The 16,819-nt window shown below is 53.8% G+C and carries 10 protein-coding genes and 2 tRNA genes; 6 read left to right on the top strand and 6 right to left on the bottom strand.

From position 1 onward, the window contains the following. Positions 1–63: 63 nt before the first annotated feature. From ptrA to recD, 3 genes are read left to right on the top strand one after another with little or no spacing between them, the layout of a single operon-like run. Positions 64–2,952 carry a pitrilysin gene (gene ptrA / locus ABVM99_RS05590; protein WP_023194894.1) on the top strand — a complete coding sequence of 963 codons (2,889 nt, stop codon included), beginning with the start codon at positions 64–66 and terminating at the stop codon, positions 2,950–2,952. Next, positions 2,945–6,490 (top strand): exodeoxyribonuclease V subunit beta, encoded by a 3,546-nt coding sequence (gene recB, locus ABVM99_RS05585; protein ID WP_023194893.1) that lies wholly within the window; start codon positions 2,945–2,947, stop codon positions 6,488–6,490. The genes ptrA and recB overlap by 8 nt, the downstream gene beginning before the upstream one ends. Then, positions 6,487–8,322, top strand: coding sequence for an exodeoxyribonuclease V subunit alpha (gene recD / locus ABVM99_RS05580; protein WP_000155137.1), 1,836 nt, complete (start codon positions 6,487–6,489; stop codon positions 8,320–8,322). The genes recB and recD overlap by 4 nt, the downstream gene beginning before the upstream one ends. 102 nt (positions 8,323–8,424) lie before the next feature. Here the strand turns inward: recD and argA are convergent, their stop codons facing one another. Then, on the bottom strand, positions 8,425–9,756 hold the full coding sequence (gene argA, locus ABVM99_RS05575; protein WP_000588964.1) for an amino-acid N-acetyltransferase: 1,332 nt from the start codon (positions 9,754–9,756) through the stop codon (positions 8,425–8,427). Between the two features lie 232 nt (positions 9,757–9,988). Between argA and amiC the strand changes: the two genes are divergently transcribed. Further along, positions 9,989–11,242: an N-acetylmuramoyl-L-alanine amidase AmiC gene (gene amiC / locus ABVM99_RS05570; RefSeq protein ID WP_000011919.1), complete on the top strand. Its 1,254-nt coding sequence runs from the start codon at positions 9,989–9,991 to the stop codon at positions 11,240–11,242. Positions 11,243–11,351: 109 nt separating this feature from the next. Here the strand turns inward: amiC and ABVM99_RS05565 are convergent. Continuing rightward, positions 11,352–11,428 (bottom strand) — tRNA-Met (locus ABVM99_RS05565). Between the two features lie 29 nt (positions 11,429–11,457). Beyond that, positions 11,458–11,534, bottom strand: a tRNA-Met gene (locus tag ABVM99_RS05560). A gap of 207 nt (positions 11,535–11,741) precedes the next feature. Here ABVM99_RS05560 and mltA point away from each other — a divergent pair. Both mltA and tcdA read left to right on the top strand, forming a co-directional pair. Beyond that, entirely contained in the window at positions 11,742–12,839 is a 1,098-nt protein-coding gene (gene mltA / locus ABVM99_RS05555; RefSeq protein ID WP_000678626.1) for a murein transglycosylase A, read from the top strand. A 109-nt stretch (positions 12,840–12,948) separates the two neighbouring features. After that, entirely contained in the window at positions 12,949–13,755 is an 807-nt protein-coding gene (gene tcdA, locus ABVM99_RS05550) for a tRNA cyclic N6-threonylcarbamoyladenosine(37) synthase TcdA (protein WP_000117742.1), read from the top strand. 51 nt (positions 13,756–13,806) lie between these two features. On the opposite strand, the gene rarD is transcribed toward tcdA, so the two are convergent. The 3 genes from rarD to csdA form a co-directional block, all read right to left on the bottom strand. Then, positions 13,807–14,694, bottom strand: coding sequence for an EamA family transporter RarD (gene rarD / locus ABVM99_RS05545; RefSeq protein ID WP_077248417.1), 888 nt, complete (start codon positions 14,692–14,694; stop codon positions 13,807–13,809). A gap of 299 nt (positions 14,695–14,993) precedes the next feature. Beyond that, entirely contained in the window at positions 14,994–15,437 is a 444-nt protein-coding gene (gene csdE / locus ABVM99_RS05540; RefSeq protein ID WP_000184198.1) for a cysteine desulfurase sulfur acceptor subunit CsdE, read from the bottom strand. Further along, positions 15,437–16,642 carry a cysteine desulfurase CsdA gene (csdA, locus tag ABVM99_RS05535; protein ID WP_000991052.1) on the bottom strand — a complete coding sequence of 402 codons (1,206 nt, stop codon included), beginning with the start codon at positions 16,640–16,642 and terminating at the stop codon, positions 15,437–15,439. The genes csdE and csdA overlap by 1 nt, the downstream gene beginning before the upstream one ends. Positions 16,643–16,819: the final 177 nt, after the last annotated feature.

Below are 16,819 nucleotides of genomic sequence, written 5' to 3'. Positions count from 1 at the left end.
AGGTCGATGGTTTACGTGACCATCGAGGTGAGTGGGAATGAAAGTTAATGATGAGGTCCGTGAATGCCCCGCAGCACCTGGTTCAAAGCGTTATTGTTATTGGTCGCCCTCTGGGGGCCTGCAGTTCAGGCGGATATCGGTTGGCAACCGCTGCAAGAAACTATCCGTAAAAGCAATAAAGATACCCGGCAGTATCAGGCGATACGTCTTGATAATGACATGGTGGTGTTGCTGGTATCCGATCCGCAGGCTGTAAAGTCACTTTCTGCGTTAGTGGTGCCCGTTGGATCGCTTGAAGATCCTGAGGCTCATCAGGGGCTTGCTCATTATCTTGAGCATATGTGCCTGATGGGGTCAAAAAAATATCCTCAAGCGGATAGCCTTGCCGAATACCTTAAAAGACATGGCGGTAGCCACAACGCCAGCACCGCGCCTTATCGAACAGCCTTCTACCTGGAGGTTGAAAACGACGCGCTTCCAGGCGCCGTAGATCGCCTGGCCGACGCCATTGCCGCGCCATTGCTCGATAAAAAATACGCCGAACGCGAACGAAACGCGGTGAATGCCGAGCTGACGATGGCGCGCACCCGCGACGGTATGCGTATGGCGCAGGTAAGCGCCGAAACCATTAACCCGGCGCATCCAGGCTCGCACTTTTCTGGCGGCAATCTGGAAACGCTAAGCGATAAGCCGGGAAATCCGGTGCAACAGGCGTTGATCGCTTTTCATGAAAAATACTATTCATCTAATCTGATGAAGGCGGTGATTTACAGTAATAAACCCTTGCCGGAACTGGCGCGTATTGCCGCCGCAACCTATGGTCGCGTGCCGAATAAAGAGATTAAAAAACCGGAAATTAACGTACCTGTCATCACCGAGGCGCAGAAGGGCATCATTATTCATTACGTGCCGGCGCTACCGCGTAAAGTGCTGCGCGTGGAGTTTCGTATTGATAACAATAGCGCGCAGTTCCGCAGCAAGACCGATGAACTGGTCTCTTATCTGATTGGCAATCGTAGCCCGGGGACGCTCTCTGACTGGCTGCAAAAACAAGGACTGGTCGAAGGTATTAGCGCGGATTCCGATCCGATTGTTAATGGTAACAGCGGCGTATTTGCCATTTCGGCAACGCTGACTGATAAAGGTTTGGCCAATCGTGATGAAGTTGTCGCAGCTATCTTCAGCTATCTCAATACGTTACGTGAAAAAGGGATAGACAAACGTTACTTTGACGAGCTGGCGCATGTGCTGGATCTCGACTTCCGCTATCCGTCGATTACCCGCGATATGGACTATGTCGAATGGCTGGCGGACACTATGATCCGCGTCCCGGTAGCGCATACGCTGGATGCGGCGAATATCGCCGATCGTTACGATCCTGCCGCTATCAAAAATCGCCTGGCGATGATGACGCCGCAGAATGCGCGCATCTGGTACATCAGTCCCCAGGAACCCCATAATAAGATTGCGTATTTTGTGGATGCGCCTTATCAGGTCGATAAGATTAGCGAACAGACGTTTAAAAACTGGCAGCAAAAAGCACAGGGCATTGCGTTGTCGCTGCCGGAGTTAAACCCCTATATTCCTGATGATTTCACGCTTGTTAAGAATGACAAAAACTACGTGCGGCCAGAACTGATTGTCGATAAAGCGGATTTGCGCGTGGTTTATGCGCCGAGTCGTTATTTCGCCAGCGAGCCAAAAGCTGACGTGAGCGTGGTATTGCGTAACCCGCAGGCGATGGACAGCGCCCGCAATCAGGTACTGTTCGCCCTTAATGATTATCTGGCGGGAATGGCGCTCGATCAGCTCAGCAACCAGGCGGCAGTGGGCGGCATTAGCTTTTCTACTAACGCCAACAATGGTCTGATGGTCACTGCGAACGGTTATACCCAGCGTTTGCCGCAGCTTTTCCTGGCGTTGCTGGAAGGATATTTTAGCTACGACGCCACGGAGGAACAGCTGGCGCAGGCGAAATCCTGGTATACGCAGATGATGGATTCTGCGGAGAAGGGAAAAGCCTACGAACAGGCGATTATGCCGGTGCAGATGATTTCGCAGGTGCCTTATTTTTCCCGTGATGAACGTCGCGCTTTGCTGCCGTCCATTACGTTAAAAGAGGTGATGGCCTATCGTAATGCGTTAAAAACGGGCGCTCGTCCGGAATTTCTGGTTATAGGGAATATGAGCGAAGCCCAGGCGACCTCTCTGGCGCAAGATGTCCAAAAACAGCTAGTGGCGAACGGATCGGCGTGGTGTCGTAACAAAGACGTGGTGGTTGAGAAAAAGCAGTCCGTAATATTTGAAAAAGCGGGCAGTAGCACCGACTCCGCGTTAGCAGCGGTCTTTGTCCCGGTCGGCTACGACGAGTACGTCAGCGCTGCCTACAGCGCGATGTTAGGTCAGATTGTTCAACCGTGGTTTTACAATCAGCTACGAACCGAAGAGCAACTGGGATACGCCGTTTTCGCCTTTCCGATGAGCGTTGGCCGTCAGTGGGGAATGGGATTCCTGCTACAGAGCAACGATAAACAGCCCTCTTACCTGTGGCAACGCTATCAGGCATTTTTCCCTGACGCCGAGGCAAAGCTGAGGGCGATGAAGCCGGAAGAGTTCGCCCAAATTCAGCAGGCGATCATTACGCAAATGCGCCAGGCGCCGCAAACGTTGGGCGAAGAAGCATCCCGCTTAAGCAAGGATTTCGATCGGGGTAATATGCGCTTTGACTCGCGTGATAAAATCATCGCTCAGATAAAATTGCTGACGCCACAAAAGCTTGCCGACTTCTTCCACCAGGCGGTGGTGGAACCACAAGGTATGGCAATATTGTCACAGATTGCTGGTAGCCAGAATGGAAAAGCAGAATACGTGCATCCGACAGGCTGGAAAGTGTGGGATAACGTCAGCGCATTGCAGCAAACGTTACCTCTAATGAGCGAAAAGAATGAATGATGTCGCCGAGACTCTTGATCCTCTGCGCTTGCCCCTGACAGGCGAGCGTCTGATTGAAGCATCAGCGGGCACAGGCAAAACGTTTACTATCGCGGCGCTGTATCTGCGGTTATTGCTCGGTTTAGGCGGCAGTGCCGCATTTCCCCGTCCGTTGACCGTTGAAGAACTGCTGGTGGTAACCTTTACGGAGGCCGCCACTGAAGAGCTGCGTGGGCGAATCCGCAGTAATATCCATGAGTTGCGCATCGCCTGTCTGCGGGAAAGCACGGATAATCCGCTGTATGCCCGCTTGCTGGAAGAAATTAGCGACAAAAAGCAGGCCGCGCAGTGGTTATTACTGGCGGAACGACAAATGGACGAGGCCGCGGTCTTTACCATCCACGGTTTTTGCCAGCGTATGCTCAGCCTGAACGCTTTCGAATCCGGTATGTTGTTTGAGCAACAGCTTATTGAAGACGAATCTTTGTTGCGTTATCAGGCCTGCGCCGATTTCTGGCGGCGTCATTGCTATCCGCTGCCGCGCGACATCGCGCAGGTGGTGTTTGACGTGTGGAAGGGACCGAAGGCGCTCTTAAAGGATATCGATCGTTATCTGCAGGGCGAAGCGCCGGTCATTAAAGCGCCGCCATCGCAGGAGGAGACGCTGGCATCGCGTCATGAACAGATCCTGGCGCGTATCAACCAGGTGAAGCAGCAGTGGTGTGAGGCGGTTAGCGAGCTGGACGCGCTGATCGAATCATCCGGCATCGATCGCAGAAAGTTCAACCGCGGCAATCAGGCGAAATGGATCGAAAAGATCACCGCGTGGGCGCAAGAAGAGACGAAAAACTATCAATTACCCGAGGCGTTGGGAAAATTTTCACAGCGTTTTTTAGCTGAGCGCACCAAAGCTGGCGGCGTGACGCCCCAGCACCCATTGTTTGTCGCCATTGATAACCTGTTAGGCGAACCGCTATCGATTAAAGATCTGGTTCTTACCCGAGCGCTATCAGAGATCCGTGAAACGGTGGCTCAGGAAAAACGCCGGCGCGGCGAGCTGGGGTTTGACGATATGCTCAGCCGTTTAGATACCGCGCTGCGTAGTGAAAGCGGCGAGGCGCTGGCTGCGGCGATTCGTACCCGTTTTCCGGTGGCGATGATCGATGAATTTCAGGATACCGACCCACAACAGTACCGTATTTTTCGCCGTATCTGGCGACATCAACCCGATACGGCGCTATTGCTGATTGGCGATCCTAAACAGGCGATTTATGCGTTTCGTGGCGCGGATATCTTTACCTACATGAAGGCTCGCAGCGAAGTGAGCGCGCACTATACCCTTGACACTAACTGGCGCTCCGCGCCGGGGATGGTGAATAGCGTTAACAAGCTGTTCAGTCAGATGAATGACACCTTTATGTTCCGCGATATTCCCTTCAGTCCGGTAAAGTTTGCGCCCAGAAACCAGTCGCTGCAATTTAAAGTGAATGACGCGCCTCAACCGGCGATGACCCTGTGGCTAATGGAGGGAGAAAGCTGCGGTTCGGGCGATTATCAAAGTTATATGGCGCAGGTGTGCGCCACGCAAATTCGCGACTGGCTGCGCGCCGGGCAAACGGGTGACGCGCTTCTGACGAACGGCGATTCGTCGCGGCCCGTTCGCGCCTCGGATATCAGCGTGCTGGTGCGCAGCAGGCGGGAAGCCGCGCTGATACGGGATGCGCTGACCTTACTGGCGATCCCCTCCGTCTATCTTTCTAACCGCGACAGCGTATTCGAAACGCTCGAAGCGCAGGAAATGCTGTGGGTGTTGCAGGCGGTGATGGCGCCCGAACGTGAGAATACGCTGCGTAGCGCTCTGGCGACATCAATGATGGGCCTTACCGCGCTGGATATCGAAACGCTTAACAATGATGAAAATGCGTGGGATGCGGTTGTTGAAGAGTTTGATGGCTACCGACAGATTTGGCATAAACGCAGCGTGATGCCTATGCTGCGCGCGCTAATGTCGGCGCGCAATATTGCTGAAAACCTGCTGGCGACGGCGGGAGGCGAACGTCGGCTGACGGATATTCTGCATATTAGCGAACTGTTACAGGAAGCCGGTTCGCAGCTGGAAAGCGAACATGCGCTGGTGCGTTGGCTGGCGCAACATATCCTTGAACCCGATAGCAATGCTTCCAGCCAGCAACTACGTCTGGAAAGCGATAAGCATCTGGTGCAAATCGTCACCATTCATAAATCGAAAGGTCTGGAATACCCGCTGGTCTGGTTACCTTTTATCACCCATTTCCGCGTGCAGGACCAGGCTTTTTATCACGACAGGCACTCCTACGAGGCGGTGCTGGACCTTAGTCACGCCGAAGAGAGCATAGCACTGGCGGAAGCCGAACGCCTGGCGGAAGACCTGCGCCTACTTTATGTCGCGCTGACCCGTGCAGTGTGGCATTGCAGCCTCGGCGTCGCGCCGCTGGTGCGGCGTCGTAGCGATAAGAAAGGCGAGACGGATGTGCACCAAAGCGCGCTTGGGCGACTCCTGCAAAAAGGCGAACCGATGGATGCCGCAGGCCTTCGCGCCTGTATTGAGGCGCTATGCGACGAGGATATCGTGTGTCGAACGCCAGGCAATACGGATAACGACCGCTGGCAAATTGCCGCTGCATCGCACGCGGAACTCAGCGCCAGAACGCTGCAACGCCTGCTTTATGATAGCTGGCGCGTCACCAGTTATTCCGGTTTGCAGCAGCGGGGACATAGCGTGGCGCAAGATCTTATTCCTCGTCTCGACATTGACGCCGCAGGCGTTGGCGAAGCGGCGGAAGCGCCGGCAATGACGCCGCATCACTTTCCTCGCGGGGCATCGCCGGGAACATTTTTGCACAGCCTGTTTGAAGAGCTTGATTTTACTCAACCGATAAACCCCCAATGGGTACAGGAAAAACTGGAGCTGAGTGGTTTTGAAACGCGATGGGAGCCCGTACTTACCCGCTGGCTGGACACCGTGTTGCACGTTCCCCTTAACGAGACGGGCGTTAGTCTGAGCGTGCTGACCGAGCGTGAAAAACAGGTCGAAATGGAGTTTTATCTGCCGATTGCCCAGCCGCTTACCGCCGGAGAGCTGGATGCGTTGATTCGTCGATACGACCCGCTTTCAGCAGGTTGCCCTGCGCTGGATTTCATGCAGGTTCGCGGCATGTTAAAGGGCTTTATCGACCTGGTGTTCCGTTATGAGGGGCGCTATTACCTGCTCGACTATAAATCTAACTGGCTGGGCGAGGATAGCGCCGCTTATACCCAGACGGCGATGGCTGCGGCGATGCAGGCGCATCGCTATGATTTGCAGTACCAGCTTTATACGCTGGCATTGCACCGTTACCTTCGTCATCGAATGGCGAATTACGACTATGAACGCCATTTCGGCGGCGTCATCTATCTCTTTTTACGCGGGGTGGATAGCGAACGTCCGCAGCAGGGTATTTTTACCACTCGGCCTGCGGCGGCGTTAATTAACCAACTGGATGATATGTTTGCAGGTGAAATGAGTGAGGAGGCGCAATGACAATCCAGGAGCGGTTGCTGGAGGCTGTTGAACAAAAACTATTACGGCCCATTGATGCCCAGTTTGCTTTAACCGTCGCCGGTAACGACGATCCCGCCGTGACGCTGGCGGCAGCGCTGCTTAGTCATGACGCAGGTGAAGGTCACGTGTGTCTGCCGTTGTCGCGTTTAACGTTAACGGAGGAGGCGCATCCCTTACTGGTCGCCTGGATAAGCGAAACGGCTACGCCAATCGACTGGAAAAAGCGGTTACTGGCGTCTGCGGCGGTTAGCTGCGGCGATAGCCCCGCGCCGTTAATTCTGTGCGGCGATCGCCTCTACCTGAATCGCATGTGGTGCAACGAGCGTACGGTTGCGCGCTTTTTTAACGAGGTTAACCAGGCCATCGCCGTAGATGAAGATCAGTTATCCCGTATTCTGGACGCGCTATTCCCTCCGACAGACGAGGTGAACTGGCAAAAGGTGGCCGCCGCCGTAGCGCTAACTCGCCGTATCTCCGTGATTTCAGGCGGTCCCGGCACCGGTAAAACCACCACCGTCGCGAAGCTGCTGGCGGCATTAATTCAAATGGCGGATGGCGAACGTTGCCGTATCCGGCTGGCGGCGCCGACCGGGAAAGCGGCCGCACGCCTGACGGAGTCGCTTGGCGCGGCGTTGCGTCAGCTTCCTCTTACCGATGCGCAGAAAAAGCGTATACCGGAGGACGCCAGTACGCTGCACCGACTGCTGGGCGCACAGCCCGGCAGCCAGCGATTACGCCATCATGCGGGCAACCCGCTACATCTGGACGTGCTGGTGGTCGATGAGGCATCAATGATTGATTTGCCGATGATGTCACGTTTGATTGACGCTCTGCCGCCGCACGGGCGGGTCATTTTTCTTGGCGATCGCGATCAGTTGGCATCCGTGGAGGCGGGCGCTGTGTTGGGCGATATTTGCGCCTATGTCAACGCAGGGTTTACGGCGGAACGCGCCCGACAGCTAAGTCGACTAACAGGGAGCGCCATTCCGGCGGGGGCCGGAACGCAAGCCGCGTCTTTACGCGATAGCCTCTGTTTGTTGCAAAAGAGCTACCGTTTCGGCAGCGATTCTGGCATCGGCAAGCTGGCGGCGGCGATTAACTGCGGCGACAGGTCGGCAATCCAGGCTGTTTTTCAGCAGGGGTTTAGCGATATAGAGAAGCGTACATTGCAAAGCAGCGACGATTATGCCGGGATGCTGGATGAAGCGCTGGCGGGCTATGGTCGCTACCTGCGGTTGCTGCATGAGAAAGCGACGCCGGAGGCAATCCTTCAGGCTTTCAATGAGTATCAACTGCTTTGCGCGCTGCGCGAAGGCCCATTTGGCGTGAGGGGATTGAATGACCGCATTGAGCAGGCGATGGTGCAGCAACGAAAAATTCAGCGGCACCCGCATTCTCGCTGGTATGAAGGGCGTCCGGTAATGATTGCGCGCAACGATAGCGCGTTGGGGCTATTTAACGGCGATATTGGTATTGCGCTCGATCGCGGGCAGGGGTTACGCGTCTGGTTTGTGATGCCGGACGGCACGATCAAGTCCGTTCAGCCCAGCCGTCTGCCGGAACATGATACAACCTGGGCGATGACGGTACATAAATCACAGGGGTCTGAATTTGATCACGCCGCGCTGATTTTACCCAGCCAACGTTCGCCGGTCGTGACGCGGGAGCTGGTGTATACCGCGGTTACGCGGGCGCGGCGGCGGTTATCGCTGTATGCCGATGAACGGATCCTGGCAGGCGCGATTGTGACGCGTACGGAACGGCGCAGCGGGTTAGCCACCTTATTTGATGAAGTCAGTCGTACCGGATAAGACGAGTTCTCGCCGGATGGCGACGCGTAGCGTCTTATCCGGCCTCCAAATGATGCTTTCGAGCGTAGGCCTGATAAGCGCAGCGCCATCAGGCCCACCTTGTTATCCTAAATCCGCCATCAGCACCTTTGAACGTCGCTGATAGTTATACATTTTTTTCTTGCTCTCAGGCAGTAACTCAATATCGACAGGCGTAAAACCGCGCTCCTGGAACCAGTGAATACTGCGCGTCGTCAGCACAAACAATTTACGCAGCCCCATTTGCCGCGCCTGGGCGGCAACCCGCTCCAGAAGCACTTCTCCACGCGATGAGCTGCGGTAATCCGGATGTACCGCTACGCAGGCCATTTCGCCTATTTTCTCTTCCACAAAAGGATACAGCGCCGCGCAGGCGATAGTCATATTATCGCGCTGAATAATGGTAAATTTATCGATCTCCATCTCCAGTTGTTCACGGGAACGGCGTACCAGAATGCCCTGCTGTTCCAGTGGGCGGATAAGCTCCAGAATACCGCCAATATCGTTGATAGTGGCGCGGCGGATCTGCTCGGCGCTCTCCATGACGATCTGCGTACCGATACCATCACGCGAGAACAGTTCCTGTAATAGCGAGCCATCTTCCTGATAGCTGATCAGATGGCAACGACGAACGCCGCTACGACAGGCTTTTACCGCGCCGCGCAAAAAACGTACGGTTCCGGAGTTGTAATCGCCCTGCGCTTCCAACTCTTCCACCCGTGCCTGCGCTTCATTCGGGAAGAGTTCAGAAATGATGCCGCCCTCGCTATTGGTAACGCCCTGAGAAGAACAGAAACCGATCATTTTTTCCGCTTTCAGTTTAACGGCGAGTTGAGTGGCAATCTCTTCTGAGGTCAGATTAAAACTTTCGCCGGTCACTGAGACGGCGACCGGCCCCATCAGAACGATCGCGCCGTTATCCAACTGGCGGTTGATCGCATCTTCATCAATGCGCCGGATACGGCCGCTATGACAGTAATCCACGCCATCATCAACGCCCAGCGGCTGCGCAATGGTGAAATTGCCGCTGACGACATTAATGTGCGCGCCCTGCAACGGCGTATTGTTCAGACTCATCGACAGACGGGCGGTAATATCAAGCTGGAGTAAACCGGCGGCCTGTTTCACCAGCTCCAGTGCTTTGGCGTCCGTCACCCGCGTGTTTTTGTGGTAAATCGGTTCATGATGATGCGCGGCCAGATTGGCGTCGATTTGCGGTCGCGCGCCATACACCACGACAAGGCGAATACCGAGGCTATGCAGTAGCCCGATATCGCTAACGATGCTGGAAAAATTGTCATGCTCAATGGCTTCGCCGCCGAGCATAATGACAAAGGTTTTTCCGCGATGGGTGTTGATATAGGGAACTGAATGGCGAAACCCTTCTACCAGTTCGGTTTTACGTTCCTTTATCATTGCGCGCCCCACTAGTGAATTATTATTCGAAATTAGTGTATTTTTATTCTGTTTTTGCCCTCTGTGCAAGCGTAAATTTTATGCGGTCCGATCGTTTTTCTTAGTAATGCCGTGAATATAAAAAGAATGTTTACCCTTTTATAGATGACAGATTATGCGTCATTCGCTAAAGTTTCCGGTCAATTTGGATGAACTTTGTATGATCTCTATTTAGTTTTTGCTCGGGAGAAGCATGTCGGGAGCCAATTCAGCAATCAGCCGTCGCCGTTTACTACAAGGCGCGGGCGCCATGTGGCTATTAAGCGTGAGCCAGGTCGGGCTGGCTGCCGTAAGCCAGGTCGTTGCGGTGCGTATCTGGCCTGCGTCCAGCTATACCCGCGTCACGGTAGAGTCGAATCGTCTGCTGAAATATAAACAATTTGCCTTAAGTAACCCGGACCGCGTGGTGGTAGATATTGAGGATGTGAATCTGAACTCGGTGCTTAAAGGCATTGGCGCGCAGATTCGCAGCGACGATCCGTATATCAAATCCGCAAGGGTAGGGCAGTTTGATCCTAAGACTGTGCGTATGGTCTTTGAGCTAAAACAAAACGTGAAGCCGCAGCTATTTGCGCTGGCGCCTGTGGCAGGCTTTAAAGAACGTCTGGTGATGGATCTTTATCCTGCCAATGCGCAGGATATGCAGGATCCGCTGCTGGCGCTGCTGGAAGACTACAATAAAGGCGATCTGGATAAACAGGTGCCGCCTTCGCAAAGCGGGCCGCAGCCCGGTAAAGCGGGGCGCGACCGTCCCATTGTCATTATGCTTGATCCGGGACACGGCGGCGAAGACCCCGGCGCGATAGGCAAATACAAAACGCGTGAAAAAGACGTGGTGCTCCAGATAGCCCGCCGCCTGCGCGCGTTGATCGAAAAAGAAGGCAACATGAAGGTCTATATGACGCGCAATGAAGACATCTTCATTCCGTTAAAAGTCCGGGTGGCGAAAGCGCAGAAACAGCGCGCCGACCTGTTTGTCTCTATTCATGCGGATGCCTTCACCAGCCGGCAGCCTAGCGGTTCATCCGTATTCGCGCTATCGACCAAAGGCGCCACCAGTACCGCGGCGAAATATCTGGCGCAAACGCAGAACGCCTCGGACTTAATTGGCGGCGTGAGCAAAAGCGGTGACCGTTATGTCGACCATACGATGTTCGATATGGTGCAATCGCTGACCATTGCCGATAGTTTGAAATTCGGTAAAGCGGTGTTGAAGCAGCTTGGTAAAATTAATGACCTGCATAAAAACAAGGTCGAGCAGGCGGGGTTTGCGGTGTTAAAGGCGCCCGATATTCCGTCTATTCTGGTCGAGACGGCGTTTATCAGTAACATTGAAGAAGAACGCAAGCTCAAGACCGCGACGTTCCAGCAACAGGTCGCAGAGTCGATTCTGGCGGGCATTAAAGCGTATTTTGCCGATGGGGCGACGCTGGCGAGAAGAAGTTAACCTGAGATGACGGCGAGTTTATTGCGCGGGTAAGTAGGATGCTGCCCGCACTGTCGTTGCGGACCAGACGACAGATACAAAAAAACACCCGTAAGGGTGTTCATTAAGTTGGTTGCGGGGGCCGGATTTGAACCGACGACCTTCGGGTTATGAGCCCGACGAGCTACCAGGCTGCTCCACCCCGCGTCCGTCTAAACTTGCATTCTCATTGTAATTGGTTGCGGGGGCCGGATTTGAACCGACGACCTTCGGGTTATGAGCCCGACGAGCTACCAGGCTGCTCCACCCCGCGTCCGTGGATGCGCACTATACTCCGCTGAGCTTTTGTTGCAACCCTTTTTTCATATAAATCGCTAATTTCTCATGAATTGCGCAAATACACCGCAGATAGCGCGATTTTTAAACGAATTTACATAATGAGATCGCGATCGCATTTCATTACTTCGGACGGTTTGTTATCTTCACCGGGCACTTTCGATTACGCAGAAGACGAGACACCATGAAAGGACGTTGGGCAAAATATGTGGCGACAGGCGTAATGCTGGCAATGCTGGCTGCCTGTTCATCAAAACCGACCGATCGCGGTCAGCAATATAAGGACGGGAAATTTACCCAGCCCTTCTCCCTGGTAAACCAGCCGGACGCGGTGGGCGCGCCGATTAATGCTGGTGACTTTGCCGAGCAGGTCAACCAGATCCGTTCCGCGTCGCCGCGTTTATACACCAATCAAAGCAACGTCTATAACGCTGTCCAGAACTGGTTACGTTCCGGAGGCGATACGCGCACTATGCGCCAGTTTGGTATTGATGCCTGGCAGATGGAAGGCACCGACAACTACGGTAACGTCCAGTTCACGGGCTACTATACGCCCGTCGTTCAGGCTCGCCATACGCGCCAGGGCGCGTTCCAGTATCCTATCTATAGTATGCCGCCAAAACGCGGACGCTTACCGTCCCGCGCTCAGATCTACGCAGGCGCGCTGAGCGATAAGTACATCCTGGCCTGGAGTAATTCGCTGATGGATAACTTTATTATGGATGTCCAGGGCAGCGGTTATATTGATTTCGGTGATGGTAGTCCGCTGAACTTCTTTAGTTATGCCGGTAAAAACGGCTGGCCTTATCGCAGTATTGGTAAAGTGCTTATCGATCGCGGTGAAGTGAAAAAAGAAGATATGTCGATGCAGGCTATACGCGAATGGGGAGAGAAGCACAGCGAAGCGGAAGTGCGTGAATTACTGGAGCAGAACCCGTCGTTCGTCTTCTTTAAGCCGCAATCTTTTGCGCCGGTCAAAGGCGCCAGCGCTGTACCGCTGATTGGGCGAGCATCCGTCGCCTCCGACCGCAGCATCATTCCGCCTGGCACGACCTTGTTGGCGGAAGTACCGTTGCTGGATAACAACGGTAAATTTAGCGGTCAGTATGAGCTACGTTTGATGGTCGCGCTGGATGTCGGCGGAGCGATTAAAGGCCAGCACTTTGATATTTACCAGGGGATCGGCCCGGATGCCGGGCATCGTGCCGGATGGTATAATCACTATGGTCGCGTCTGGGTGTTAAAAAGCGCGCCGGGCGCCGGTAACGTGTTTAGCGGCTGATTGTGGTATTCTGCGACAACCGGATTGCCCGATAACGCGATCGCTATCGGGCCTGAAAATAGTGAGCAGGGGTGAGGAATAACCTCGCCTTTTTTTATTCTGAGGTCATATGTCAGTGGTGATAAGTGATGCCTGGCGCCAACGCTTTGGCGGCACCGCGCGTCTGTACGGTGAAAAAGCGCTGCAGCGGTTTGCTGAGGCGCATATCTGCGTCGTGGGAATCGGCGGGGTGGGATCATGGGCGGCAGAGGCGCTGGCGCGTACGGGCATCGGTGCGATTACGCTGATTGATATGGACGATGTCTGCGTGACCAATACGAACCGTCAGATCCATGCGTTGCGTGATAACGTCGGGTTGGCGAAAGCGGAAGTGATGGCCGAACGGATTCGGCAAATTAACCCGGAGTGCCGGGTAACGGTTATCGATGATTTCATCACGCCGGATAATGTGGCGGGTTATATGGACGCGGGTTTTACCTATGTCATTGACGCCATTGACAGCGTTCGTCCAAAAGCCGCTCTGATTGCGTACTGTCGCCGATATAAGGTTCCTTTAGTGACCACTGGCGGCGCGGGCGGGCAGATCGATCCGACGCAAATCCAGGTCGCTGATTTGGCGAAAACCATACAGGATCCGCTGGCGGCAAAACTGCGCGAGAGATTGAAACATAATTTTGGCGTAGTGAAGAACAGTAAAGGTAAGCTGGGCGTGGACTGTGTTTTTTCCACTGAAGCGCTGGTTTACCCACAGGCGGACGGTTCCGTATGCGCGATGAAAGCTACCGCAGAAGGGCCAAAACGGATGGATTGCGCCTCTGGCTTCGGCGCGGCGACGATGGTGACGGCAACGTTCGGTTTTGTCGCCGTTTCCCATGCGCTGAAGAAGATCATGGCTAAAGCGGCGCGACAAGAATAAAAGGACGGGGCGGAGTGTCACGCAGACGCGTATCCGGCCCTGCGCCCTTTGTTAGCGAAAGAAGCGCTGTACCCTGCCGAACACCGGTTTCAGACGGGCGCGGAGATAATGGGAATATAAATTTTCAGATATGCATAGAAACAACCCGAACCATACTGCACAAAAGCAGAGCAGTTCCGCGTAATTAATGTGCTCGCCAAATATCATAATGGCAAGTAAGAACTGTAACGACGGCTCTATATATTGCGCCAGTCCGGTGACAATCAACGAGGTGTGATTTAACGCGATGGCAAATAATACCAGTGGAATGATCGTCACTGGCGCCGTCATGACATACAAAAAGAAAGGAGTATTAGCGGATATAATTGGTCCGCTATCGCTAAAGAGAAAAATTAATAGTGAGACAGGCAATGCCCATAATGTTTCAATCGTTATCGATGTCATCACATCATAATGTATAAACTTTCGCGCCAGGCCATATAGCGCAAATGATAATCCCATGGTTAGCGCCAGCGCCGGGAAATGCCGTAACATGATAATTTGAAAAGTCAGGCCACAGACACCAGAAAAAACGGCGATGGCCTGAAACAACGACAGTTTTTCTTTAAGAAAAATGCATCCCAGCGCAATAACAAATAGCGGGTTGATAAAATAGCCGAGGCTGGCATCAAGCACCAGATGATGGGTTAGCGCATAAATAAAAGATGACCATGAGACAATCATCAAAAGTCCGGCAATCATGCAGAAGAAAAAAGATTTTTTATCTTTCCAGGCATCATGAAATCGCGTTCGCTGCCGAAATAACAATCTTACTGCCAGTAATAATGGAATTGACCAGAACACCCGGTATATCAATATTTGTGCGAGGTTCCCCCCTGATAAATATTGATAATATAAAGGTGTTAACCCCCATAATATAAATGCCAGTACCACAAACATGGTACCGCTACGCAGATATTTTTCCACTTATCCATATCCTGTTATAACTTCACCCGATACGTATGAATTTTCCAGTTCTCCTGCTACGCTACATCGAGTGGCTTTATTTACTCTAAAATCTTCACGCCGTTTTAACATGGATTCTAACATTGTAATTTCATTGTGATAGCTGATAAAAATCAAAAGAATGTTTATCAGGGAAATCTGACGCCGAAACTAATAAAGTGACTGGATTATTTTATCTGCATCGCCTGACCGCTGCGGGCGGCGCTGTCAGGCGACAGAATATTTACGCTATTTCAACCCTTATGCGTTGCGGCAACAATCGCTTCGCTCAGCGCGTTCAGCCCCTGACTGCGTGAGGCGCTAAGCTGGGCGCGTAAACCCAGCTCATCAAATAGCGCCAGCGGTGAACGAGCCTGCAACTCGGCGGCGTTTTTTCCTTCCACCGCGGTGAGCAATACCGCCAGCAGGCCGCGGACAATCCGCCCCTCACTGTCGCCGAAAAAGTGCATCGTTCCGTTATCTGATCGGGTAAAGCCCAGCCAGACGCGGTTCTCGCAGCCGGCTATCTCCTTCGCCTGCGCTTTGCATTCATCCGGCAGCGCGGGGAGCTGTTTTCCTAACAGAATCAACTGACGATATTTATCCTCCCACTGGGTCAGCGGGAGAAAGATAGCGCGTAACGTCTCTTCCGTTACCGTTGTGCCGAACGGGTGTCCGGTATAAAGAGGGTTTGTCATTAATCCACCAGCAGTTCCAGCGCGCGGTCAACGGCGTTAACCAACGCATCCACATCATGTTGGGTATTATACGGCGCAAAAGAGGCGCGCAGAGTCCCTGTGACGCCAAGTTCCGCCAGCAATGGCTGGGCGCAATGTTGCCCGGCCCGGAGCGCAATACCGTATTCCGCCAGCAGCGTCACCATATCGCCGTGGTGCACGCCGACAAAATCAAAGGCCAGCAGGCTGGAGTCCTGGCAGCGGAACGAACGAAAGCCCGGACGTTTCGCCAGTGCGTCTTCCGCCAGCGTCGCCAGCCCCCGGCTCCAGTTTTCGGCCTGTTCAATATCGATATCGGACAGCCATTCCAGCGCAGCGCTCAGGCCGATGACCCCGGCGACGTTCGGCGTCCCCGCTTCCAGCTTCCAGGGAGCGCTTTGAGTGGTGAAGCCTTCAAAGCTAACGTCACGGATCATCTTGCCGCCGCCGAGCCAGGGCGACATCGCCTCAAGAAGCTCCGGCTTACCGTACAGCACGCCGATACCGGTCGGGCCATACAGTTTGTGAGCGGAAAAAGCATAAAAATCGATATCAAGTTGCTGGAGATCCGCCGGGAAGTGTACCGCGCCTTGCGCGCCATCCACCATCACTACCATTCCCGCCGCGTGAGCGGCGCTGATAGCGCTTGCGAGATCCGGACAGCCGCCCGTTACGTTCGACATTTGCCCCAGCGCCAGAATTCGGCTGCGCGACGTGATCAGTTCCGGCAGACGCTCAACATCAGGAAGACGCCGGTCATTAAGCGGCAGTTTTATGACCTGCGCGCCGGTTTGTTGCGCCACCATCAGCCAGGGCACAAGGTTGGCGTGATGCTCGGCGACGCTAACGATAATTTCATCGCCGGGGCGCAGACGAGGACGGGCGTAACACTGCGCCACCATGTTGATCGCTTCGGTGGTGCCGCGTGTCCAGACGATACTTTTTTCATCGGGCGCGTTTAACAGCCGCGCTGCTTTTGCTCTGGCCGCTTCATATTGCGCCGTCAGGCGCTGCGCCTGCGCAAACTGGCTACGATGAACGTTACCGGCGCTCAAACAATAAAACTGGTGCGTGGCGTCAATGACTGCCTGTGGCTTTAATGCCGTGGCGGCGCTATCGAGATAAACACCCGCATCGGCTAGCGCGGGAAACTGCGCGCGAAACTGCGTGGGATTAAAAGCGTTCATGATATTCCTCGGTTCAGTTTACCGATCGTGGCGTAAAAGCGCGGCTGATACAAGGTTTGTCCTAACCATCGGAATCGTCTGTATATCCTGGCGAATTATGTAAAGGAGGTTATGCTGAATAATGTTAGGCGAATGTTTAAGCCTGTTACGGAGTCCGCTTTAAATAGCACAAACAGC

Origin of the sequence: Salmonella sp. SJTUF15591 (assembly GCF_043356435.1) — a bacterium.
In the GTDB taxonomy this organism is placed as follows: Bacteria; Pseudomonadota; Gammaproteobacteria; order Enterobacterales; family Enterobacteriaceae; genus Salmonella; species Salmonella enterica.
Note: the sequence above shows the minus strand (reverse complement) of the source record. Positions and strands in the feature narration are given on the sequence as shown.